Source organism: Blastococcus goldschmidtiae, assembly GCF_031845325.1.
Classification (GTDB): domain Bacteria; phylum Actinomycetota; class Actinomycetes; order Mycobacteriales; family Geodermatophilaceae; genus Blastococcus; species Blastococcus goldschmidtiae.
The window spans coordinates 42540-66114 of sequence record NZ_JAVREI010000011.1 but is presented as its reverse complement, the minus strand read 5'-3'; the positions used below and the strand labels follow the sequence as shown (position 1 = coordinate 66114).

Genomic DNA, 23575 nt, shown 5'->3' with positions numbered 1-23575 from the left:
CTCAGGCATCGGACAACCGGGCGTCGAGCACCTCGCGCAGGGACTCGTCGCCGATCTCCGAGACCGACAGCAGGAAACGCGCCTCCCGGCCGTCCAGCACCAGCTCACCGATCTGGTTGCCGAAGAACGGGCCGGCCTGCTTGTCCCACTGCAGTGCCGTGGGCTCGGACTTGGCCAGGCGTGCCAGGCGCGCGGTCCAGCGACGCGCGGCCCGGCTCCAGCCGATCTTGAAGCCGATGCGGATCGGGTGCGGCGCCTGGTTGTGCAGCGGTGAGACGGTGAGCTGGTGCACCCGGGCCTTCAGGCCGCCCGGACGCACCAGCTCGGCGGCGTAGGCGTGGTGGACGTCGCCGGAGAGGACCAGTGCCGTGGCCGGCGCCCGGCCGTGCTCGCCCCGGGCGACCGCCGTCAGCGCCGCACCCAGCCGCTCGAAGGAGTGGCCGAACGCCGACCAGTGCTCCAGGTCGGCGGCCTGCCGGATCTTCTCGGAGAGCCGGCCGCGCCAGCGGGTGTGGTGCCGGATGTTGAGCGTCTCGTTCCACCGCTCGATGTTGTGGATGGCGTGCGGCAGCAGCCAGGGCAGCGAGGTGCCGACGATCAGGTGCTCGACGCCCTCGTCGACGGCGCGGCGCATCGCGGCCTCGACCCAGGCGAACTCGTCCTCGTCGAGCATCCGGCGGTGCTGCTCCTCCAGGACGCGGCCGGCCCGGCTGTCGATCATGATCAGCCGCGCGTCGCCCCAGTGCCGCACGTAGCTCCACCGGATGGTCGCGGGCTCGGCGTCGGCCAGCTCGGCCATCCCGCGCAGCAGCGGCTCGGCGTCGCGGAGGGGGTCGTCGGCGCTCAGGTCCCGGATCGCCTGCCAGGTCTCGTTCGCCGCCAGCTCCTGCGGGCTGAGGTTGCCCAGGTGCTGGTAGACCCAGTAGCTGACCAGCCCGCCGGTGATCCGGCCCTGCCACCAGGGCTCCTGCGAGGCCGTCGCCCGCCAGGCCGCCGAGGTGTTCCAGTCGTCGATCATCTCGTGGTCGTCGAAGATCATCGACGACGGGATCGTCGACAGCAGCCACCGCACCTGGGGGTCCTGCCACGACTCGTAGTAGAGTCGGGTGTACTCCTCGAAGTCCGCGACCTGGTCGTCCGGCGACTGGTGCTGGGCGTGCCGGTCGCGCCGGCGGTGGAGCAGCGACGTCGTGTGCTCCGTGAGCTCGTCGGCGTAGACCTGGTCGCCCAGGAGCACCAGGGCGTCGGGCCACCGGTCCTCGGGCTGCGCGACGATCCGCTGGGCGTAGAGGTCGAGCGCGTCGGGCGGGATGCCCTCGCTCTCCTCGACCGTGCGCGGGCTGGCGTAGCGGCAGGAGCCGAACGCCAGCCGGAAGGGGCCGGGACCCCCCGGCGTCCGGATCCGGCTGGCCGGGAACTCCGAGCCCTGCGGCGGCCAGACCCGGACGTCGTCGAGCCGGACCTCGTAGGGCGTGGTGCTGCCCGGCTCCAGGCCCTCCACGACGACCAGCGCGTAGTGGTGGCCGGCGACGCGGAAGGTGCGTGCGCTGCGACCCAGGACGTCGACCTCGCAGGGCCGGTCGGTCTCCACCCAGACGGTCGCCGAGACCGGGTCGACGTGCCGCAGGAGGGGGCCGAGCAGGAGGGCGGGCGAGCTCGGTCGGGTCGGCTGCATGGGGTCCAGCCTGGCCTACCGAGCTGGGAGCCGCCCGGGGCCGGGAGCCGCCTCGGCGGTGCCGGTCAGGACTGGAAGACTCGCGGTATGGAATTCGTGCTGATCGCGATCGGGATCCTCGTCGTCGCGCTGATCGCCGGGATCGGCCTGCTCGTCAACGCGGGGCGGCGCACCACCCGCCTCGACGACGACGCCGCCGCCGGCACCACGCTGACCCGCCCGCGGCCGGCGGACACCGAGGCGCCACCCGCCCGCACGGGCTCGACCGCGTCCGGCCTGGGCCTTCCCCCCGAGACGGTCGAGCTGCCGCCGGCGCAGGCCGAGCCGGGCCTGGTCTTCGAGACGCCGCCGCCGTCGGCCGGCCGGCTCGTGCGGCTGCGCTCCCGGCTGGCGCGCTCGCAGTCCTCCCTGGGGCGCGGCCTGCTCACCGTCCTGGCCCGCGAGAAGCTGACCGAGGACGACTGGGAGGAGATCGAGGAGACCCTCCTCGCCGCCGACATCGGCATCGCGGCCACCACGCAGATCGTGCAGCGCCTGCGCACGCAGTCGATGGTCTTGGCGACCGCGTCGGCCACCGAGCTGCGGGAGCTGGTCGTCGACGAGCTCACCGCCGTCCTCGGGCCCGAGCTGGACCGCACCCTGGGCACCGACCGGCACGAGGGACGCCCCGGCGTGGTGCTGGTCGTGGGGGTCAACGGCGCCGGCAAGACGACGACGGTCGGCAAGATCGCCCGGGCGCTGGTGGGCGACGGCAAGAGCGTGATCCTCGGTGCGGCCGACACCTTCCGCGCCGCGGCCGCCGACCAGCTGGAGACGTGGGGCGAGCGGGTCGGCGTGCTCACCGTGCGCGGCAGGGAGGGCGGCGACCCGGCGTCGGTCGCGTTCGAGGCCGTGCGCACCGGCATGGAGGCCGAAGCGGACACCGTCGTCGTCGACACGGCGGGCCGGCTGCACACCAAGTCGGGGCTGATGGACGAGCTCGGCAAGGTGAAGCGGGTCGTGGAGAAGCAGGCGCCGGTCACCGAGGTGCTGCTGGTGCTGGACGCCACGACCGGGCAGAACGGCGTCGTCCAGGCGCGGGTGTTCACCGAGGCCGTCGAGGTGACCGGCGTGGTGCTCACCAAGCTCGACGGCACCGCGAAGGGCGGCATCGTCGTCCGCGTGCAGCAGGAGCTGGGCATCCCGGTCAAGCTGATCGGACTGGGGGAGGGGGCCGACGACCTGGCGCCGTTCGAGCCGCGGGCCTTCGCGGAGGCGATCGTCGGCTGACGCCGGCGGGAGCATCGCAGCGAGCGCCAGCGAGCGAGGAGCGGACCGGGGGCGGAAGCCGACCCGTGCCCTCGTCGGCTGACGCCGGCGGGAGCATCGCAGCGAGCGCCAGCGAGCGAGGAGCGGACCGGGGGCGGAAGCCGACCCGTGCCCTCGTTGGCTGACGCCGGCGGGTGCATCGCAGCGAGCGCCAGCGAGCGAGGAGCGGACCGGGGGCGGAAGCCGACCCGTGTCCTCGTCGGCTGAGGTCCCCCCGAGGGGGTGCGCGCAACACGCCCGCAACGTGGGGGGCCGACACGCGGTGCGGAGTTCACCGCCGCGAAACAGCGGCGCGCTGCCGGCAGAAACACGTCCCCGGCACGGTGAACGCCACGTCGCCCTCACCCCGCAGGGACCGGCGCCACCGACCGGCCGCCCGGCCGACGACCCCCACAGGAGGTTGCCGTGGTCAACACCGGCGACACCGCCTGGATCCTCACCAGCGCGGCGCTCGTGCTGCTGATGACCCCAGGCCTCGCGTTCTTCTACGGCGGCATGGTCCGTGCGAAGAGCGTGCTGAACATGATGATGATGAGCTTCGGGGCGCTGGCGCTGATCAGCGTGCTCTGGGTGCTCTACGGCTATTCGATCGCGTTCGGCGACAGCGTCGGCGGCGCCGGGATCCTCGGCAACCCGGGTGAGTTCTTGGGGCTGAACGGGCTGATGGAGGACACCACCAGCACCGACGGTGGGCTGCCGGTCATGGCGTTCGTCGGCTTCCAGGCCGTCTTCGCCATCATCACCGTGGCCCTGATCTCCGGCGCCATCGCCGACCGGGCGAAGTTCGGCTCCTGGATGGTGTTCGCCGGCGTCTGGGCGACCATCGTCTACTTCCCCGTCGCGCACTGGGTGTTCGCGTTCGACGCCGACGACGTGGTGGGCGGCTGGATCGCCAACGACCTGGCGGCCCTCGACTTCGCCGGTGGCACCGCGGTGCACATCAACGCCGGTGCGGCCGGCCTGGCGCTGGCCCTCGTGCTCGGGAAGCGCCGCGGGTTCGGCCGCGAGGCGATGCGCCCGCACAACCTGCCCCTGGTCATGATCGGTGCCGGGCTGCTGTGGTTCGGCTGGTTCGGCTTCAACGCCGGCTCCGCGCTCGCCGCGAACAACACCGCGTCGGTGGCCTGGGTCAACACCCTGGTCGCGACCGGTGCCGCCATCCTCGGCTGGCTGCTCGTCGAGAAGATGCGCGACGGCCACTCCACGTCGCTGGGTGGCGCCTCCGGCGTGGTCGCGGGCCTGGTCGCCATCACCCCGGCCTGCAACGCGGTCACGCCCATCGGCGCGATCCTCATCGGCGTCATCGCCGGCGCCCTGTGCGCGCTGGCCGTGGGCCTGAAGTACAAGCTCGGCTACGACGACTCCCTCGACGTCGTCGGCGTGCACCTCGTCGGTGGCCTGTGGGGGACCATCGCCATCGGCTTCCTCGGCTCCGCGGCCGCCCCGTCGGGCATCGACGGCCTCTTCTACGGTGGAGGCGTCGACCAGCTCTGGCGCCAGGTCGTCGGCGCCGTCGCGGTGCTCGCGTTCTCCTTCGTGGCGACGCTGATCATCGGCTGGGTGATCCAGAAGACGATCGGCTTCCGGATCAGCGAGGATGACGAGGTCACCGGCATCGACACCGTCGTGCACGCGGAGTCGGGCTACGACTTCGCCTCGCTCGGCAGCAGCGGCTCCACCGCACCACTGGCCGGCCAGGCGCGTGCCACGTCCACCGACGGTCTGGCCCGCAACACCGAGAGGACCATGGCATGAAGCTCGTCACCGCGATCGTCAAGCCCTTCAAGCTCGACGACGTCAAGAACGCTCTGGAGCTGATCGGCGTCGCCGGTCTCACCGTGAGCGAGGTCCAGGGCTTCGGCCGCCAGCGCGGTCACACCGAGGTCTACCGCGGCGCGGAGTACCAGGTGGACTTCGTGCCGAAGGTCCGCATCGAGGTCGTCGTCAGCGAGCTGGACGCCGCCCGCGTGGTGGACGCCGTCGTGGAGGCCGCCTCGACCGGGCAGATCGGCGACGGCAAGGTGTGGGTGACCACCATCGACGAGATCGTGCGCGTCCGCACCGGCGAGCGCGGGGACGACGCTCTGTAGAAGGACCCCGGCCCCCTGCAGGGGCCCACGGCGAGCGTGCGAGCTGTGGGGGGCAGGGGGTCCTTCTGCCACCGCCCCGGCCGACGCACCACCTGGGCGAGGCCGTCACCGGAGGGGAACGCGTGCTGGACACCGAGGCGCTGCCAGGACTGACCCGCGCGGAGCGCGTGCGGGCCGTCGACGCCTGGCTCGCCGGGCTGCTGGACGACGCAGTCGCCGGCACCCCGCCGCCGCTGCCGCGTCGCGGCGGCTCCCCTCCCCGGACCGGTACCGACGGGCTGGCGCTCATGGCGGTGGGCAGCCTCGGGCGCCGGGAGCTGCCGCCCTACGGCGACCTGGACCTGGTGCTCGTCCACGACGGCCGCCCCGAGATCGCCGCCCTCGCCGACGCGCTCTGGTACCCCGTCTGGGACGCGGGGCTGCGGCTGGACCACTCCGTGCGCTCGGTGCCCGAGGCCGTGTCGGTCGCCTCCAGCGACGTCAAGGCCGGGCTCGGACTGCTGGACGCCCGGCTCGTGGCCGGCGACCCCGAACTGGCCGGCCGGCTGCGCACCGCCACGCTGAGCAGCTGGCGACAGACGGGCTCCCGGCTGCTGCCGGCGCTGCGCGACCTGCGACGCGGGCGCGCACGCCAGGCCGGCGAGCTGGCGTTCCTGCTCGAACCCGACCTCAAGGAGGCCTACGGCGGGCTGCGCGAGGGCCAGGTGCTGCGGGCCGTGGCCGCCGCGCAGCTCGCCGACGAGCCCACGTCGGAGGTCGAGGCCGCCTACTCCTTCCTGCTCGACGTGCGCGACGAGCTCCGGCGGCGCAGCGGCCGGCCCACCGACGTCCTGGTGCGCCAGGAGCAGCGGCCCGTCGCCGTCGCCCTCGGCCTGTCCGGGGAGGACGCGCTCCTGCGCGAGGTGAGCCTGGCCGGTCGCCGGCTGGCCTTCGTCGCCGACGAGACGTGGCGGCGCGTCGAGGCGGCCCTCGTCCGGCCTCCCCGGAGCCGGTACCGGCGGGTGCGCCGCGAGCCACTGGCCGACGGCGTCGTCCGCCAGGGCGACGAGGTCGTGCTCGCCCGCGACGCCCGCCCGGCCGCCGATCCGGGCCTGCTCCTGCGGGCCGCGGCCGCTGCGGCCCGGGTGGACCTGCTGCTGTCGCCCTACACGCTCAAGGTGCTCGCCGTGCACAGCCAGCAGCTGCCCGAGCCCTGGCCGCCGGAGGTGCGCTGGTCGTTCCTGCGCCTGCTGGCCAGCGGCCGCTCCGCCGTCCCGGTGCTCGAGCAGCTGGACCAGGAGGGCCTGCTGTCCCGCCTGATCCCGGAGTGGGACCGCGTCCGTTCGCTGCCGCAGCGCCACCCGTGGCACCGGTTCACCGTGGACCGCCACCTGGTCGAGGCCGCGGCCGCCGCGGCGGAGCTGACCCGGGACGTCGACCGCCCCGACCTGCTGCTGGTGGCTGCGCTGCTGCACGACATCGGCAAGGGCTGGCCCGGCGACCATAGCGAGGTCGGGGAGCCGATCGCCGCCGCCATCGTGACCCGCATGGGCTTCGCCGAGGCCGACGTGGCGGTGATCGCCACGCTGGTGCGCCACCACCTCCTGCTCCCGGCGACCGCGACCCGCCGCGACATCGACGACCCCGCGACGATCGACCGGGTGGCGGCCACCATCGGCGCCGACACCGCCGTCCTCCAGCTCCTGCACGCGCTGGCGCAGGCCGACGGCGCCGCCACGAGCACCTCGGCCTGGTCCCCGTGGAAGGCCCACCTCGTGGCGGCGCTGGTGGCTCGGGTGCAGGGCAAGCTCGCCGGGACCCCCACCGGCGAGGCCAGCCCGGTGCTGCACCCCGTCACCCCGCAGGCGACCGCCACCATGCCCGACGTCCTCGGGTGGACCGGCCGGGTGACCGTCGGGATCGAGGACGTGGCCGACGGTCAGCAGGTGACCATCGGAGCGCCCGACCGGCCGGGTCTGCTGAGCACCTGCGCCGGCGTGCTCGCGCTCAACCAGCTGGACGTGCGGGCGGCGAAGATCACCGTGGCGGACTCCTACGCCGTGAGCGTGTTCGCCGTGCGGCCCCGGTTCGGCCGGGCCCCCGTCCCGGAGATCCTGGCAGACGGCGTGCGTGCCGCGCTGGAGGGCAGCCTGCCGCTGGCCGGCCGCCTCCGGCAGCGGGAGGTCGACTACCGCGAGGACGGGGTGCGGTCCGCGCCGCCGCGGATCTCCTGGCACAACAGCGAGGTCAGCGGTGCGGCGACCGGCATCGTCGAGGTCCGGGCCGGTGACCGCGCCGGGCTGCTGTACCGGCTGACGGCGGCGATCGCGGGGGAGGGGCTCGACGTCACCTCGGCCCGCATCGAGACCCTCGGCGCGGACGCGGTCGACTGCTTCTACGTGTGCAACCCCTCCGGCGACCCCGTCGACCCGGAGCAGCGGCAGCGGGTGGACGCCGCGCTGACCGGGGCGATGCGCCCGGCGGTCGAGGCGCCGCGGACCGGGGCCCCCTGACCCGCGGGCCGGCGACACGCCGCCGCGCGTGCGGAAACCTGTCGGTGGCACGTGCGACGGTCGGCACCGAGCGGGACGGAACGGTCCCACCGGGGGAAGGACGCGGCGTGGACAGCCAGTTCTGGCACTGCTCCGACTGCGGCGACGAGCGCGAGTTCGTGCAGCCGTCGTGCATCGACGGGCACACCGAGGACGGCGGGCTGTGCCCGGAGTGGGCCTGCGTGGACTGCGGTGCCGCGCTGGTCACCGGTGTCCCCGTCGGGGACCTCGTCGGGTCGGGCCTGACGCACGCCGCCTAGTCCGTCGATACCCTCGGGACGGACGGCGCGACGTGTCTCGCGCCCGTGACTGCTGAGGACGTGTTGTGTTCGAGACCCTCTCCGACCGCCTGGACAAGGTCTTCACCGGCCTGCGGGGCAAGGGTCGGCTGACCGACGCCGACATCGACGCCACCGCGCGCGAGATCCGCATCGCGCTGCTCGAGGCCGATGTCGCCCTGCCTGCCGTGCGGGCCTTCATCGATGCCGTGAAGCAGCGCGCCCGCGGCTCGGAGGTCTCCCAGGCCCTCAACCCGGCGCAGCAGGTCATCAAGATCGTCAACGAGGAGCTCATCGGGATCCTCGGCGGAGAGACCCGCCGCATCCGGCTGGCCAAGCAGTCGCCGACGGTGATCATGCTGGCCGGTCTGCAGGGTGCCGGTAAGACCACCCTCGCCGGCAAGCTCGGCCGCTGGCTCAAGGAGCAGGGGCACACCCCGCTGCTCGTGGCCTGCGACCTGCAGCGCCCCAACGCGGTCAACCAGCTGTCCATCGTCGCCGGCCAGGCGGGGGTCGACGTCTACGCCCCGGAGCCGGGCAACGGGGTCGGCAACCCGGTGCAGGTGGCCCGCGACTCGATCGACCACGCCCGTCGCACCATGCACGACGTCGTCGTCGTCGACACCGCCGGGCGGCTGGGCATCGACGCGGAGCTGATGCAGCAGGCCGCGGACATCCGCGACGCCGTGCAGCCGGACGAGACGCTGTTCGTCGTCGACGCGATGATCGGTCAGGACGCCGTGACCACGGCGCAGGCGTTCCAGGACGGGGTCGGCTTCAGCGGCGTCGTCCTCACCAAGCTCGACGGCGACGCCCGCGGTGGTGCGGCGTTGTCGGTCCGGCACGTGACCGGGCAGCCGATCATGTTCGCCTCCACCGGCGAGAAGCTGACCGACTTCGACGTCTTCCACCCCGAGCGGATGGCCTCGCGCATCCTCGGCATGGGCGACGTCCTCACGCTGATCGAGCAGGCCGAGAAGACGTTCGACGCCGATCAGGCCGAGCGCATGGCGGGCAAGCTCGCCTCTCGCGAGGGGTTCACCCTCGAGGACTTCCTCGAGCAGATGCTGGCCATCCGGAAGATGGGGCCGATCGCCAACCTGCTCGGCATGCTGCCCGGTGCCGGGCAGATGAAGGAGCAGCTCAAGCAGGTCGACGACCGCGACCTGGACCGGACGACGGCGATCATCCGGTCGATGACGCCGCAGGAGCGGGTCAACTCCAAGATCATCAACGCCTCGCGGCGGGTGCGCATCGCCAACGGCTCCGGCGTGACCGTCAGCGAGGTCAACAGCCTGCTGGAACGCTTCGCGCAGGCGCAGAAGATGATGGGGCAGATGGCCGGCAGCATGGGCATGCCCGGCATGGGGCCGATGTCGAAGAAGGCCCGCGGCCGGCAGATGCAGGCGCAGTCGAAGAAGGGCAAGAAGGGCAAGGGCGGCAAGGGCAAGGGCGGTCCCGCCCGCCGGCCGGTCGGGGCGCCCGGGCTGCCTCCGGGCGCCGGCAACCCCTTCGGCGGCCTCCCCGGCGGGATGCCGAACCTGCCCCCGGGCCAGGGGATGCCGGACCTCACCAAGCTGAACTTCGACCAGTTCAAGGACGGCAACGGGCGGTGAGCGAGCCGCTGCCCCCGCTGCACCTGTCCGGTGTGGTGCTGCCCGCCGGTGAGCACCGCGACGTCTGGGTGCGCGAGGGCCGGTTCACCTTCGAGCCGGTGCCGGGTGCGGAGACGGTGAGCCGGGGCGGCTGGCTGGTCCCCGGGCTGGTCGACGCCCACTGCCACGTCGGCATCCTGCGCGGCGGCGGGCACGCGGAGGACCTCACCGAGGCCCGCGCCCAGGCGCTCACCGAGCGGGACGCCGGGGTGCTGGCGCTGCGCGACTGCGGGTCGCCCGTGGACACGCGGGCGCTGGACGACGACCCGGACCTGCCGACGATCATCCGCGCCGGGCGGCACATCGCCCGCACCCGCCGCTACATCCCGGGACTGGGCATCGAGATCGAGCCCGAGGACCTCGTCGAGCAGACCCGCGTGCAGGCCCGGCGGGGCGACGGCTGGGTCAAGCTGGTGGGCGACTGGATCGACCGCTCGGTCGGCGACCTCGCCCCCGAGTGGCCCGCCGACGTGGTGGCCGCGGCGATCGCGGCGGCCCACGAGGAGGGCGCGCGGGTCACCGCGCACACGTTCGGCACCGACGCGCTCCCGGCGCTCATCGCGGCCGGCATCGACTGCATCGAGCACGGCACCGGCCTGACCGAGGAGCTCATCGGCGAGATGGCCGCCCGCGGCACCGCCGTCGTGCCGACGCTGGTCAACGTGGAGAACTTCCCCGGGTTCGCCGCGGCGGGGGAGAACAAGTTCCCCACCTACGCGAGCACGATGCGGCGGCTGTACGCGAACTCCGGCGCCGTCGTGCGGGCCGCCTTCGAGGCCGGCGTGCCGGTGTTCGCCGGCACCGACGCCGGTGGCGGCATCGACCACGGCGTCATCGCCGACGAGATCCGCGCGCTGTGCGAGGCGGGCATCCCGGCCGAGGACGCGCTGGCGGCCGGCTCGTGGAAGGCGCGCGAGTGGCTCGGGCTGCGCGGTATCGAGGAGGGCGCCGTCGCCGACGTCGTCGTCTACGCGAACGACCCTCGCGCCGACCTGGGCACGTTGCAGACGCCGCAGCGGACGGTGCTGCGCGGCCGCGTCGTCGCCTGACCACCGCGGCGGATGCTGAAGCACGGCACGTCGTCGGTGTTCGTGTTCGCGCGAGTGGAGGGGGCCTGGCGGCTGGGGATGATCGCTCACCCGCGGTTGTCGATGGCGATGATCCCCGGTGGGCACGTCGAGGACGACGAGACGGCCGCGCACGCAGCGTGGCGTGAGGTGCTTGAGGAGACCGGCCTCCGGGTGCGCCCCGTCCGCCCGCCGTCGGCCGAGCTGCCGCCGAGCTATCCGCACCCGGTCATGGAGCAACCGTGGTGGATCACCGAGCTGCCGGTGCCGCCCGACAGGCACGAGGCCAGGGACCACGTCCACGTCGACCACGTCTTCGTGGCGATCGCCGAGAGCATCGAGCCGCTGGCCGAACCCGAGCACCCATTCGGCTGGTGGTCCCTGGAGGACGTGCTGCGGTCCGAGGTCGTCTTCGAGGACACCGAGGTGCTCGCGCAGCAGCTGTTCGCGCGGATCGGGGAGCTCGCCGGCCCGCCCTGCCGGATGACGCCGGTCGGCCGCCGCGCAGGGGGACGGATTCGCGGTGGCGGGGCCTGGGAGACTCGACCCGTGCTGCTCCGGATGTCGACCCTGTTCCTGCGGACCCTGCGTGACGACCCGGCCGACGCCGAGGTCGCCAGCCACCGCCTCCTGGCCCGTGGCGGCTACATCCGGCGGGCCGCGCCGGGCGGGTTCACCTGGCTGCCGCTGGGCTACCGGGTCTTCCGCAACGTCGAGCGCATCATCCGCGAGGAGATGGACGCGATGGGCGCCCAGGAGGTGGCCTTCCCCTCGCTGCTGCCCCGTGAGCCGTACGAGGCGACCGGCCGGTGGACGGAGTACGGCCCCAACCTCTTCCGCCTGCAGGACCGTCGCGGCAACGACTTCCTGCTCGGCCCTACGCACGAGGAGATGTTCACGCTCCTGGTGAAGGACCTCTACGGCTCCTACAAGGACCTGCCGGTCTCGCTGTACCAGATCCAGACCAAGTTCCGGGACGAGGCTCGGCCCCGCGCGGGGCTGTTCCGCGGCCGCGAGTTCACCATGAAGGACAGCTACTCCTTCGACGTCGACGACGCGGGCCTGGACAAGAGCTACGCCCTGCATCGCGACGCCTACATCCGGATCTTCGACCGGCTGGGGCTGGAGTACGTGATCGTCTCGGCGATGTCGGGTGCGATGGGCGGCTCCAGGAGCGAGGAGTTCCTGCACCCGACCGCGATCGGCGAGGACACCTTCGTCCGCTCGCCCGGGGGCTACGCGGCCAACGTCGAGGCGGTCACCACCGTCGTCCCCGACGAGATCCCGTTCGACGGGCTGCCCGAGGCGCACGTCGAGGACACCCCCGACACCCCGACCATCGAGACGCTGGTCGCGGTCGCGCAGCAGTTGTTCCCCGACGCCGGCTACACCGCCGCCTCGACGCTGAAGAACGTCGTCGTCACCCTCGTGCACCCCGACGGCACCCGCGAGCCGCTGGTCATCGGCCTGCCCGGAGACCGGGACGTCGACGCCAAGCGCCTCGAGGCCCAGTTCGCCCCGGCCGAGGTCGAGCCGTTCACCGACTTCGCGGGCAATCCGGCGCTGGTGAAGGGCTACATCGGCCCGCAGGTGCTGGGTGCGGAGAGCGAGTCGAAGATCCGCTACCTGGTCGACCCGCGCGTGGTCGCCGGCACCCGGTGGATCACCGGCGCCAACGAGGCGGGCAAGCACGTCTTCGACCTCGTCGCCGGCCGCGACTTCACCTGGGACGGCGTCATCGAGGCCGCCGAGGTGCTGCCCGGCGATCCCGCGCCCGACGGCTCCGGCCCGCTGGAGCTCGCCCGCGGCGTCGAGATGGGCCACATCTTCCAGCTCGGCCGCAAGTACGCCGAGGCGCTGGACCTCACGGTGCTCGACGAGAACGGCAAGCTCGTCACGGTCACCATGGGCTCCTACGGCATCGGGGTCTCCCGTGCCGTCGCTGCGATCGCCGAGTCCACCCACGACGAGCTGGGCCTGGTCTGGCCGCGCGAGGTCGCCCCGGCCGACGTGCACGTCGTCGCCACGGGCAAGGACGCCGCCGTCTTCGAGGCCGCTGAGGCGCTGGCCGCCGAGCTGGTGGCCGCCGGACTGACGGTGCTCTACGACGACCGGCCCAAGGTCAGCCCCGGCGTGAAGTTCAAGGACGCCGAGCTGCTCGGGATGCCCACCATCGTCACCGTCGGCCGGGGCCTGGCCGAGGGCGTCATCGAGGTGCGCGACCGCAGGACCGGCGAGCGCGAGGAGGTGCTGGTCGCTGAGGCCGGCGCCCGCGTGCTGGCCGCCACCCGCGGCTGATCACAACCCGGGCTGGGATCAGGTGACCTGATCCCAGCGCGTCCTCCCTCACGGTGCGCGGTGGGGGAGGACGCGCTGCGGTGAGGGAGGACGGCGTCGGCCGGTGCTGGCGACGGCGCCCCGTCCGCGATCTGGCATCATGGGCGCTCGAACACGGCGGTGGCGGCCCTCTCACCGTTTCCGGCCGTGTCCATCGCTCCGCCCCGGCGTACCCCCACGCGTCCGGCCGGCGAGCAACCACACAGCGTTCGAGGAGAACACCACACACCGTGGCCACCAAGATCAAGCTCATGCGCCTGGGCAAGATGCGCGCGCCGTACTACCGCATCGTCGTCGCCGACGCCCGCACCAAGCGTGACGGCCGTTCGATCGAGACGATCGGCAAGTACCACCCGAAGGAGGACCCCTCCTTCATCGAGGTCGACGCCGAGCGCGCCGCCTACTGGCTCGGTGTCGGCGCGCAGCCGACCGAGGCCGTCACCGCCATCCTCCGGGTGACCGGCGACTGGCAGAAGTTCAAGGGCGAGGCCGCGCCGCCGCCCATGCGGGTCGCCGAGCCCAAGCCGGACAAGAAGGCCCTCTACGAGGCTGCCGTCCGCTCCGGTATGGACGAGCCGACCACCGACGCGACGACCGCCAAGAAGAAGGCGGCGCCGAAGAAGGCCGCCGCTGCCGACGAGGCACCCGCCGCCGAGGCTCCTGCTGCAGAGGCCACCGACGTCGAGGCCGCCATCGTCGACGCCCCGGCTCCCGCGCCCGAGGGCGCGGACGCCGTCCCGGCCGAGAAGACCGCCGAGTAAGACGTGCTCGAAGACGCGCTCGAGCACCTGGTCAAGGGCATCGTCGACCACCCGGAGGACGTGGCGGTCGACCTGCTCACCAACCGTCGTGGCAAGACCCTCGAGATCCGGGTGCACCCGGACGACCTCGGCAAGGTCATCGGCCGCGGCGGTCGTACCGCCAAGGCGCTGCGCCAGGTGATGACCGGTGTCGGTGGACGCGGCCTGCGGGTCGACGTCGTCGACACCGACGGGCGCTGAGCACTGCCTCCCACCCACCCGAGCCCACCCATGCCGGGAACCCCGCACGACGACGACACCGTGGTGGTCGGCCGCATCGGCCGGCCCCACGGTGTCCGTGGGTTGGCGACCGTCGAGGTCCGCACCGACGACCCCGACCTCCGCTTCGCACCGGGCACCGTGCTGCGCACCGACCCGGCCGAGCGAGGCCCGCTGACCGTCGTCGACAAGCGCTGGCACAGCGGCACCCTGCTGCTCCAGCTGGCCGCCCCCTCCGGGGAGGTCTACGAGTCCCGCGAGACCGTCGACTCGCTGCGCAACACCATGCTGCTGGTGCCGGTGGCAGAGCTCCCCGAGATCGAGGAGCCCGATTCGTTCTACGACCACCAGCTGGTCGGCCTGAGCGCGCGGCTGCCCGACGACTCGGTGATCGGGCAGGTCACCGGCGTCCGGCACGAGGCGCAGGACCTCCTCGTGGTGCGCCGCGCCGAGGGCGGTGAGGCGCTGATCCCATTCGTCGCGGCGATCGTGCCGATGGTCGACGTGGCCGGCGGCTACCTCGTCGTCGACCCGCCCGAGGGGCTGCTCGACCTGTGAGCGGCGCCTTCCGCATCGACGTCGTCACGATCTTCCCCGAGTACCTGGCGCCGCTGCGCCAGTCGCTGCTGGGCAAGGCCGCCGAACGTGGCCTGGTCAGCATCGGGGTGCACGACCTGCGGCAGTGGACCGACGACGTGCACCGCACCGTCGACGACGCCCCGTACGGCGGCGGCCCCGGCATGGTGATGAAGCCCGAGCCGTGGGCGCTGGCCCTGGAGGCGGTGCGGCCGCCGGGCACCCGCCTGGTCGTCCCCACCCCGGCCGGTCGCCCGTTCACCCAGGCGCTGGCGGCGGAGTGGGCGGCGGAGCCCGGGCTGGTGTTCGCCTGCGGCCGGTACGAGGGCATCGACCAGCGGGTCGCCGACTGGGCCGCCGACGCCGGGCCGGTGTCCGAGGTCTCGATCGGCGACTACGTGCTGGCCGGCGGGGAGTCGGCCGTGCTGGTCATGGTGGAGGCGGTCACCCGGCTGCTCCCCGGCGTCGTGGGCAACCGCGAGTCGGTGGAGTTCGACTCGCACGCCGACGGCCTGCTCGAAGGGCCCTCCTACACCCGGCCGGCCACCTGGCGGGGTCACGAGGTGCCCACCGTGCTGCTGTCCGGGGACCACGCCGCGATCGACCGCTGGCGCCGCGCCGAGTCCCTGCGGCGCACCGCGGAGCGCCGTCCCGACCTGCTGGCGGCGCTGCCCGACGGCGCGCTGGGCGACGTCGACCGCGCGGCGCTCGAGGGTCGCTGAGCGGCGTGCCCGGCAAGGCGCTGGTGCGGCCGTCGGCCCGCGTCGTCGTCCTGGACCCTGCCGGCCGCGTCCTGCTGCTCGGCTCCCGGCTGACCGCCCTCGACGTGCCGCCCGGCGACGTCCTGTTCTGGTACACCCCCGGCGGGGGCGTGGAGGCGGGCGAGTCGCTGCGCACCGCCGCGGTGCGGGAGCTCGCCGAGGAGATCGGCCTGGAGGCCGACCCGGCCGCGCTGGAGGGGCCGGTGTGGTTCCGGCGCTTCGTGGGTCCCTTCGACGGCGTCGACTACGACAACCGCGAGACGTACTTCGTGCTCCGGGACGTCGTGCACCAGGTCGACGCGCGAGGCCGCACGGAGCTCGAGGTGCTGGGCGACGAGCCGCACCGCTGGTGGACGGCCGACGAGATCGCGGCCACCACCGAGGAGTTCGCCCCGCGCGAGCTGGCCGGGCTGCTCCCGGCGCTGCTCACCGGTCGGTGGACCGGGGTGCCGCGCATCGTCAGCTGAGGATGTGGCATAGTAGAGGACTGCTGCGCACCGTCGGCTGGGCCGACGGGGGAGTTCCGCCGAGGAGCCCCGCAGCTCCCGGGAACGGACAGCCGGGGCGCTCCGCTGTCCGCACCGCCTACGAGCCACTGCCAGAACATGAGGACTGCCGAGATGAACACCCTGGACGCACTCGACGCCGATTCGTTGCGCGACGACATCCCGACGTTCCGCCCGGGTGACACCGTCAAGGTGCACGTCCGCGTGGTCGAGGGGAACCGCTCGCGCATCCAGGTCTTCCAGGGCGTCATCATCCGCCGCCAGGGCGGCGGCATCCGCGAGACCTTCACCGTCCGCAAGGTCAGCTTCGGCGTCGGCGTGGAGCGCACCTTCCCGGTGCACACGCCGGTGGTGGAGAAGATCGAGGTCCTCACCCGCGGTGACGTCCGTCGCGCCAAGCTGTACTACCTGCGCGAGCTCCGCGGCAAGGCCGCCAAGATCAAGGAGAAGCGCGAGGTCGTCACGCGCTGACCCGCGCTGACATCCCGGGCGGCTGCTCCGCCCGTCTGCGTCTCCGGCGGGCCCTCCGCGCCGTACGCTGCTCCTGATGAGCAGCCAACGGCCCGGGGGGCCCGCCGACGTCGATCCGGGGGAGCCCGACCCGCAGCGCGATGCCCGTACCGGTGCGGCGGACGAGCAGGCGGACGAGCCGGCGGGCCGTGCGGCGCGCCGGAACCGCCGTGCCGACGCGAAGAAGGGCTCGCTGCTGCGCGAGCTGCCGGTGCTGCTCGTCGTGGCCTTCGTGCTCGCCCTGGTGGTCAAGACCTTCTTCGTGCAGGCGTTCTTCATCCCGTCCGGGTCGATGGAGCAGACCCTGCACGGCTGCCCGGGCTGCACCGGTGACCGGGTGCTGGTGAACAAGGTCCCGTACTGGTTCGGGGAACCTCAACCCGGCGACGTCGTCGTGTTCGAAGGGCCGGACACGTGGAGCCCGGAGGTCTCGGTCGCCGAGCCCGCGAACTGGTTCACCGGCGCCATGCTGTGGCTCGGCCGCACCGTGGGCGTCGCCCCGCCCAGCGAGGACGACTACGTCAAGCGGGTGATCGCCGTGGGTGGGCAGACGGTGGAGTGCTGTGACGTCGAGGGCCGGGTGACCGTCGACGGGGAACCGCTCGACGAGCCCTACATCTTCGAGAACACCCCCATCGAGTTGCGGGGCTTCGGCCCGGTGACCGTGCCCGAGGGGCGGCTGTGGGTCATGGGCGACCATCGCTCGGCCTCGGCGGACTCCAAGGCGAAGATTGGCGATCGCTACTCGGGCACCATCGCGGTGGACGACGTCATCGGCAAGGCCGCGGTCATCGTCTGGCCGGTGAGCCGCTGGGGGCTGGTCGGCTCACCCGACATCCAGGACGTCGGAGCCGCAGCGGCGGGGGTCGAGGGTGGCGCGACCGGCGTGCGGCCCGACGTCGTCGCCTCCTCCGCACTGGGTCTGGCCGGCGCCGTGCCGCTCGTGGCCTGGCGCCGGCACCGGCGTCGCTGACCCGTCCCTCTCCTCTCGGAGGCGCACCGTGCCACGGTGCGCCTCCGACGTCGTTCCGCCACCGCCATTTCCGGAATGGGCCGCACGGTGACCGTCGGTGCATTGCTGTCGTTACGCGTGTGACGGGGGTCGCAAGAATGGGTGACGCGGGAACCAATCAGAAAAATGTCGGCGAAGTGTTCAAGTAATCGTTTCACCCGTCCGATGGAGGTTGTGCAAGCAATTCGGAGTGAAACGGAGTCTGTTGTGTCTGCACCTATGGCGAGCACCGCCCGCGGGGTCACCCGCGTGCTCCTCCTCGCCGACGCGCCCGTCCTGCGTCGTGGCCTGGTCAGCATGATCAACGAGACCGCGGGCATGCAGTCCGTCGGCACCCCCGGCGAGCTGCGCCGCGCGATGACGCTGGCCGAGACGGCCCGTCCCGACGCCGTCGTGGTCGAGCTGGGCTCCGGCCGCGCCGCCACCCTGAACGCCTGCCGCGACCTGCGCCGCCGCTTCCCCCGGGTCGCCATCGTCGCCCTGGCCACCTCCGAGGACCCGGCCGTGGTGAACGAGGCGCTCGCCGCCGGTGTCGGTGGCTACCTCATGATCAACACGTCGCCGACCCTGCTGGGCTGGGCCATCCTGGCCGCCCGCGCCGGCCGGACCGTCGTCGACCCGCAGATCCGCCGGGTCGAGCCCTCCGCCACCCCTGCTGCCAAGCCCTTCACGCCCGAGGTGCCCCTCACCCGGCGTGAGCAGGACGTGCTGGACGAGCTGCTGCAGGGCCAGTCCAACCGGCAGATCGGCCGGAACCTGTTCATCAGCGAGGACACCGTCAAGAGCCACGTCAAGGCCATCCTGCGCAAGCTGGGTGCCCGCGACCGTGCGCACGCCGTCTCCCTGGTGCTGTCCTCGCGCAACCCGGTGTGCAGCTGCGGCGCCCACGGCGCCGTGCGCGCCGAGGAGCCCGAGGTTCCCGTCGAGCTGTGACGTCCAGGGGCGTTCGCGCCCCCTCCGAGTGTTCCTCCGCGCGCAGGGCCGGCCCTTCCCAGGGCCGGCCCTGCGTGTGTCGTGCGCCTGCCGGTGTCCGGTCCCCGGATGCGTTCCCCGGGGTCGTAGGGTCGGTGCCCGATGGCTGCTCGACCCGTTCACTCCACCGCCGCACCGGTGCCCCGCGGCCGCCGGCCGGTCGCCGGCGAGCAGCGCCCCGACGCGCTCTGGGACATGGAGCGCTCGCTGCGCCGCCGCGGGTTCTCGGCCGTGGCCGGTGCCGACGAGGCCGGCCGCGGCGCGTGCGCCGGGCCGCTGGTCGCCGCCGCCTGCGTGCTGCCCGCCGGGAAGCGGGGGCGGGTGCCCGGACTCGCCGACTCGAAACTGCTCACCGCCGCCGCCCGCGAGCGCGTCCACGCCGAGATCCTCGACCGGGCCGTGTCCTGGTCGGTCGTGCAGATCCCGGTAGAGGAGCTGGACGCCCGCGGCATGCACGTCACCAACCTCGAAGCCCTGCGCCGGGCGGTCTGCACCCTGGACCCCGAACCCGACTACGTGCTCACCGACGGTTTCCCGGTGCCGGGCCTCGCCCGGCCCGGCCTCGCCGTGTGGAAGGGCGACCGGGTGGCGGCGTGCGTCGCCGCGGCGTCGGTGCTGGCGAAGGTGGCCCGGGACCGCGTGATGGTGGAGCTGCACGAGCGGTGGCCGGAGTACGACTTCGCCGGCCACAAGGGCTACATCACCGACGTGCACACCGCCGCCCTGGAGCGGCACGGGCCCTGCCCGGCGCACCGGATGCGCTTCGTCAACGTGGCCCGGGCGCGGGACGTGCACGCCGGGCGGGTCCACCGGCTGCCGGGCGACGGCGGCATGCACGATGATGGGGCCATGCGCCCTGTGTCCTGCGAGCCAGCGACGAGCACCGAGGACCGATGAGCACCGAGGATCTCGAGAAGTACGAGACCGAGATGGAGCTGCAGCTCTATCGCGAGTACAAGGACATCGTCCGCCAGTTCACCTACGTGGTGGAGACCGAGCGGCGGTTCTACCTGGCCAACTCGGTGGACCTCCAGGTCCGCGAGGCCGGGGGAGAGGTCTACTTCGAGCTGAAGCTCTCCGACGCCTGGGTGTGGGACATGTACCGGCCCGCCCGGTTCGTCCGCAACGTCCGGGTGCTGACGTTCAAGGACGTGAACGTCGAGGAGCTCGACAAGCCCGACCTCGAGCTGCCGGACACCCCGCCACGCACCTGAGGCGCGCGTTTCGGCCGGGGACGGAGGGTTTCGACCCTGGGCGGTTCCGGCGAGCCGTTCCTAGGTTGCCCGTCGCGGGGGGCTGCCCAAGGGAGTGTTCTGTGCGTCTCATGCGGAGTGTGCTCGGCCTGCCCGTCCTGATCGCAGCCGTCCTGGTGCCCGGGAGCGCCTCGGCCGCCGGTCCGTCCCCGGGCTGCGGGCTCCGCCGGATCTGCCCAGCTTCTACAACGTCATCATCGGGACCGACGGGCGTGACGTGCTGCGGGGCACGAACGGGCCGGACGCCATCTGTGCGGGCCTGGGCAACGACGTCATCCACGCCCTCGGGGGCGACGACGTCATCTTCGCCGACACGACGGGCTTCTTCGGCAAGCCGGACGCGCCCGGCGGCAACGACGTGGTCAAGGCCGGGGCGGGCGACGACGAGGTGTTCGCCGGGCCGGGGAACGACGTCGTCTCCGGGGACGGCGGGAACGACTTCCTCGCCCTCGCCTTCGGCAACGACGTCGGGAACGGGGGCTCCGGCGACGACATGATCGTCGGGGGCTTCGGCCGCGACGTCCTCAACGGCGGCTCTGGGGCGGACACGGTCGTCGGTGGTCCGGACGCCGACGTCATCAACGGCGGGTCCGGGGACGATTTCATCGCCGGTGAGATCCCACCGGGATCGGCTCCCGGGCCCGTGCCGCTGCCTCCCCCCGCCCGGGACATCTGCAACGGCGGCTCCGGGTTCGACGGTGCCGTCGACTGCGACATCGCCACGTCGATCGAGGGCGGTGCACCCCCAGCCTGACGCACGCCACCGACGGAGGTGGAGGGCCGGTCCACAGCTCGGCCGGCCCTCCACAGCCGCTCGGAAGCGCTGGTGGTGGGCCGCCGGTCGCCCCACGGTGGGCACGTGCCCACACGCAACGAACTCGGGTCCCACGGCGAGCGGATCGCCGCGGCCTACCTGACCGACGCCGGCCTCCGCCTGCTCGACCGCAACTGGCGCTGCCGCGACGGCGAGCTCGACATCGTCGCCCGCGAGGGCGCAGCGATCGTCTTCTGCGAGGTGAAGACCCGGCGGGGCGTCGGCTTCGGCCATCCCGTCGAGGCGGTGACCCCCGCCAAGCAGCGGCGGCTCCGGCTGCTCGCGCAGCGCTGGCTGGCCGCCCACGACGAGCACGCGCCGGATCTGCGGTTCGACGTCGTCGGCGTGCTCGTCCGCCCGGCGCGGCCGGCCCTGGTCACCCATCTCCGGGCGGCGTTCACGTGACGCTGGCGCGCACCTGGTCGGTGGGCCTGGCCGGCGTGCACGGTGCCCTCGTCGAGGTCGAGGTGGACATGGCGGCGGGGGTGCCGGGCGTGGTGCTCGTCGGGCTGCCCGACGCCGTGGTGCGCCAGTCGGTGGACCGCGTCAGGGCTGCGGTGGTCAACGCGGGCGGTGAGTTCCCGTTGCGGCGGATCACCATCGGCCTCTCGCCGGCGTCGATGCCCAAGCAGGGCAGTGGCTTCGACCTCGCGCTGGCCGCCGCCGTCCTGGCGGCCGCCGGTGCGGTGCCGGCGCAGTCGGTCGAGCGGCTGGTGCTCCTCGGCGAGCTCGGCCTCGACGGATCGGTGCGCGCGATCCGCGGCGTGCTGCCCGCCGTCCTCGCCGCGGCGCGCGCCGGGCATCCCCAGGTGGTCGTGCCCACCGCCAACGCCGACGAGGCGGCACTCGTCGAGGGCGTGGAGGTGCTCGCGGTCGGGTCGCTCGCCCAGCTGGTCGGCCACCTGGCCGGCCGCACCCGCCTCGGACCGCACGCCCGGGGCGCGCTGCCCGCGCCGCCGGACGGCCCCGACCTGGCCGACGTCGTCGGGCAGACCACCGGGCGCCGGGCGGTGGAGGTGGCGGCGGCCGGCGGTCACCACCTCTTCCTCGCCGGGCCTCCGGGCGCGGGCAAGACCATGCTCGCCGAGCGGTTGCCCGGGCTCCTGCCCTCGCTGGACGAGGAGGGTGCGCTGGAGGTCACCGCGGTGCACTCGATCGCCGGCAGCCTCCCGGCCGGGGCGCCCCTGCTCACCCGGCCGCCGTTCGAGGCGCCGCACCACTCGGCCACCATGGCGGCGCTGATCGGCGGTGGCTCCGGTCAGATCCGCCCGGGCGCGCTGTGCCGGGCGCACCGCGGCGTGCTGTTCATGGACGAGGCGCCCGAGTTCCCCCGGGCGGTGCTCGACACCTTGCGTCAGCCCCTGGAGCGCGGTCAGGTCACCATCCACCGGGCCGCGGGCTCGGCCACCTTCCCCTGCCGGGCGCTGCTGGTCCTCGCCGCCAACCCGTGTCCCTGTGCCAGCGCGGCCGGCGACACGGCGTGCACCTGCTCCCCGGTGGAACGGCGGCGGTACCGGTCCCGGCTGTCCGGCCCGCTGCTCGACCGCATCGACCTGCGCGTTGAGCTGCCACCGGTGACGCGGGCGGCCTGGCTGGACGGGCTGGGCGACCCGGAGCCCACCGAGGTCGTAGCCCGTCGGGTGCAGCAGGCGCGGGCGGTGGCCGCGGAGCGGTTGGCCGGCACCGGGCTGGCCCTCAACAGCCAGGTGCCCGGCCGGCTCCTTCGCGAACGCTTTGCCCTGCCTCGGGCGTCGCTGGCCCTGGCGGAGCGGGCGCTGGAACGGGGCGCGCTGTCGGTCCGTGGCTTCGACCGCGTCCAGCGCGTGGCATGGACGCTGGCCGATCTCGCCGGACGCACGGTGCCGGGTGCCGACGAGGTCGCAGAGGCGCTCGGCATGCGCGTGCAGCGGGCAGCGGCATGACCACGCTGGACGAGGACCTCGAGGATGCGGCCGCGGCGGGAGGCGATCCCCTCCACCCGGGCGTGCGCCGGGCACGGGCCTGGCTCAGCCGCGCGGTCGAGCCGGGCACCGTCGACCTGTGGCGCTACGTCGACCACCTCGGACCGGTAGCGGCGGTGCAGCGGCTGCGCAGCGGAGCCGCACCGGACACGCTGCGCTCCCTGGTCGGGGCCCGGGCCGGGCAGGACGCGACCCAGGCCGACCTGCAGCGGGCCGAGCGTTGCGGAGCACGTCTGGTGACCCCCGAGGCCGACGAGTGGCCCTTCTTGCAATTGCACGCGCTCACGCTGGCGGTCGCAGCGGAGTCGGCGGATCGGCGGAGGCAGTCCGACCGGACCAAGGCGCCGGTGCCGCCGCTGGCGCTGTGGGTCCGCGGATCGGGCCGGCTCGACGAGTTGGCCGACCGCTCGGTGGCCGTCGTCGGATCGCGGGCCTCGACGGCCTATGGGGAGCACGTCGCCGCCGAGCTGGGGCACCAACTCGGGGAGCGGGGCTGGACGGTCGTCTCCGGCGGCGCCTTCGGCATCGACGCCGCCGCGCACCGCGGGGCGCTGGCCGCCGTGGCGCCGACGATCGCGGTGCTCTCCTGCGGGGTCGACCGCCCCTACCCGGCCGCGCACGGCGCACTCTTCCACCGCATCGCCGAGACCGGTCTGCTGCTGAGCGAGTGGCCGCCCGGCTCCGCGCCGCTGCGGCACCGCTTCCTCGTGCGCAACCGGCTGATCGCCGCCCTGACCCGCGGCACCGTCGTCGTCGAGGCGGCGGCGCGTTCTGGAGCGCTGGCCACCGCACGGCGGGCGCAGGACCTGGGCCGGTCTGTCCTGGTCGTCCCGGGCCCCGTGACCAGTGCCATGAGCGTCGGTTGCCACGAGCTGCTCCGCGACGAGCGACTGGGCGCCCGGCTGGTCACCTCCGCCGCGCACGTCATCGAGGAGGTGGGGAGCATCGGCTCCGACCTGGCCGATCCGGCGCCACGCCCGGAATCGGTGCGCGACGGGCTCTCCGACGTCGCCGCCCGGATCCTCGACGCCTGCCCCGTGCGGGTGGGCGTGAGCCCCGAGCGGCTGGCCGCCGTCGCCGGCTGCGACGTCCTCGAGGTGCTGCGCGTCCTGCCGGCCCTCGAACTGGCCGACCTCGTCCAGTGGACCGGTACCGGCTGGCGCGTCGCGCCCCCGGTCGAGGCGACACGCGCCAGGGCCCGGCCCGGCGCGGCGTCTTGACCGGTCGCGTGCGCCGACGGACGGTTTCCG

General features: G+C 73.6%; 23 protein-coding genes. 22 read left to right on the top strand and 1 reads right to left on the bottom strand.

The window, feature by feature from the left end; translation table 11 throughout:
* Position 1: 1 nt before the first annotated feature.
* Positions 2-1675, bottom strand: coding sequence for an alkaline phosphatase D family protein (locus RM425_RS15050; RefSeq protein WP_311346031.1), 1674 nt, complete (start codon positions 1673-1675; stop codon positions 2-4).
* An 87-nt stretch (positions 1676-1762) separates the two neighbouring features.
* Here RM425_RS15050 and ftsY point away from each other — a divergent pair, with 87 nt between their 5' ends.
* From ftsY to dprA, 22 genes are all read left to right on the top strand, one after another.
* The gene (gene ftsY / locus RM425_RS15045) at positions 1763-2944 is read left to right on the top strand and encodes a signal recognition particle-docking protein FtsY (protein WP_311346030.1); all 1182 of its coding nucleotides are present in this window, start codon (positions 1763-1765) and stop codon (positions 2942-2944) included.
* 444 nt (positions 2945-3388) lie between these two features.
* Positions 3389-4738 carry an ammonium transporter gene (locus RM425_RS15040; RefSeq protein WP_311346029.1) on the top strand — a complete coding sequence of 450 codons (1350 nt, stop codon included), beginning with the start codon at positions 3389-3391 and terminating at the stop codon, positions 4736-4738.
* Entirely contained in the window at positions 4735-5073 is a 339-nt protein-coding gene (locus tag RM425_RS15035; protein ID WP_091980408.1) for a P-II family nitrogen regulator, read from the top strand. The genes RM425_RS15040 and RM425_RS15035 overlap by 4 nt, the downstream gene beginning before the upstream one ends.
* A gap of 122 nt (positions 5074-5195) precedes the next feature.
* Entirely contained in the window at positions 5196-7565 is a 2370-nt protein-coding gene (locus tag RM425_RS15030; RefSeq protein WP_311346028.1) for a [protein-PII] uridylyltransferase, read from the top strand.
* A gap of 107 nt (positions 7566-7672) precedes the next feature.
* Complete coding sequence (locus tag RM425_RS15025; protein WP_311346027.1) at positions 7673-7864, top strand: hypothetical protein; 192 nt, start codon at positions 7673-7675, stop codon at positions 7862-7864.
* A gap of 65 nt (positions 7865-7929) precedes the next feature.
* Complete coding sequence (gene ffh, locus RM425_RS15020) at positions 7930-9498, top strand: signal recognition particle protein (protein WP_311346026.1); 1569 nt, start codon at positions 7930-7932, stop codon at positions 9496-9498.
* A complete protein-coding gene (locus RM425_RS15015; protein WP_311346025.1) occupies positions 9495-10586 on the top strand; it encodes an amidohydrolase family protein in 1092 nt (363 codons plus the stop codon). Before ffh ends, RM425_RS15015 begins: the two co-directional genes overlap by 4 nt.
* Positions 10587-10598: 12 nt before the next feature.
* The gene (locus RM425_RS15010) at positions 10599-12902 is read left to right on the top strand and encodes a proline--tRNA ligase (protein ID WP_311346024.1); all 2304 of its coding nucleotides are present in this window, start codon (positions 10599-10601) and stop codon (positions 12900-12902) included.
* Between the two features lie 269 nt (positions 12903-13171).
* Positions 13172-13702 carry a 30S ribosomal protein S16 gene (gene rpsP / locus RM425_RS15005; RefSeq protein WP_311346023.1) on the top strand — a complete coding sequence of 177 codons (531 nt, stop codon included), beginning with the start codon at positions 13172-13174 and terminating at the stop codon, positions 13700-13702.
* 3 nt (positions 13703-13705) lie between these two features.
* The gene (locus tag RM425_RS15000) at positions 13706-13942 is read left to right on the top strand and encodes an RNA-binding protein (protein WP_091980387.1); all 237 of its coding nucleotides are present in this window, start codon (positions 13706-13708) and stop codon (positions 13940-13942) included.
* A gap of 30 nt (positions 13943-13972) precedes the next feature.
* Positions 13973-14518, top strand: coding sequence for a ribosome maturation factor RimM (gene rimM / locus RM425_RS14995; protein ID WP_311346022.1), 546 nt, complete (start codon positions 13973-13975; stop codon positions 14516-14518).
* Positions 14515-15258, top strand: a complete 744-nt coding sequence (gene trmD / locus RM425_RS14990) for a tRNA (guanosine(37)-N1)-methyltransferase TrmD (protein WP_311346021.1) — start codon at positions 14515-14517, stop codon at positions 15256-15258. The genes rimM and trmD overlap by 4 nt, the downstream gene beginning before the upstream one ends.
* A 5-nt stretch (positions 15259-15263) precedes the next feature.
* Positions 15264-15764 carry an NUDIX hydrolase gene (locus RM425_RS14985; RefSeq protein WP_311346020.1) on the top strand — a complete coding sequence of 167 codons (501 nt, stop codon included), beginning with the start codon at positions 15264-15266 and terminating at the stop codon, positions 15762-15764.
* Positions 15765-15917: 153 nt separating this feature from the next.
* A complete protein-coding gene (gene rplS, locus RM425_RS14980) occupies positions 15918-16274 on the top strand; it encodes a 50S ribosomal protein L19 (protein ID WP_311346019.1) in 357 nt (118 codons plus the stop codon).
* A gap of 76 nt (positions 16275-16350) precedes the next feature.
* On the top strand, positions 16351-17286 hold the full coding sequence (lepB, locus tag RM425_RS14975) for a signal peptidase I (RefSeq protein ID WP_311346018.1): 936 nt from the start codon (positions 16351-16353) through the stop codon (positions 17284-17286).
* A gap of 246 nt (positions 17287-17532) precedes the next feature.
* The gene (locus RM425_RS14970) at positions 17533-18258 is read left to right on the top strand and encodes a response regulator transcription factor (protein WP_311346017.1); all 726 of its coding nucleotides are present in this window, start codon (positions 17533-17535) and stop codon (positions 18256-18258) included.
* 141 nt (positions 18259-18399) lie between these two features.
* Positions 18400-19194 (top strand): ribonuclease HII, encoded by a 795-nt coding sequence (locus RM425_RS14965; RefSeq protein WP_311346016.1) that lies wholly within the window; start codon positions 18400-18402, stop codon positions 19192-19194.
* A complete protein-coding gene (locus RM425_RS14960; protein ID WP_091764971.1) occupies positions 19191-19511 on the top strand; it encodes a DUF2469 domain-containing protein in 321 nt (106 codons plus the stop codon). Before RM425_RS14965 ends, RM425_RS14960 begins: the two co-directional genes overlap by 4 nt.
* 94 nt (positions 19512-19605) lie before the next feature.
* The gene (locus RM425_RS14955; RefSeq protein WP_396137055.1) at positions 19606-20304 is read left to right on the top strand and encodes a calcium-binding protein; all 699 of its coding nucleotides are present in this window, start codon (positions 19606-19608) and stop codon (positions 20302-20304) included.
* A 105-nt stretch (positions 20305-20409) separates the two neighbouring features.
* Positions 20410-20769: a YraN family protein gene (locus RM425_RS14950; protein WP_311346014.1), complete on the top strand. Its 360-nt coding sequence runs from the start codon at positions 20410-20412 to the stop codon at positions 20767-20769.
* Positions 20766-22286, top strand: coding sequence for a YifB family Mg chelatase-like AAA ATPase (locus RM425_RS14945; protein ID WP_311346013.1), 1521 nt, complete (start codon positions 20766-20768; stop codon positions 22284-22286). Before RM425_RS14950 ends, RM425_RS14945 begins: the two co-directional genes overlap by 4 nt.
* Positions 22283-23545: a DNA-processing protein DprA gene (gene dprA / locus RM425_RS14940; protein WP_311346012.1), complete on the top strand. Its 1263-nt coding sequence runs from the start codon at positions 22283-22285 to the stop codon at positions 23543-23545. Before RM425_RS14945 ends, dprA begins: the two co-directional genes overlap by 4 nt.
* Positions 23546-23575: the final 30 nt, after the last annotated feature.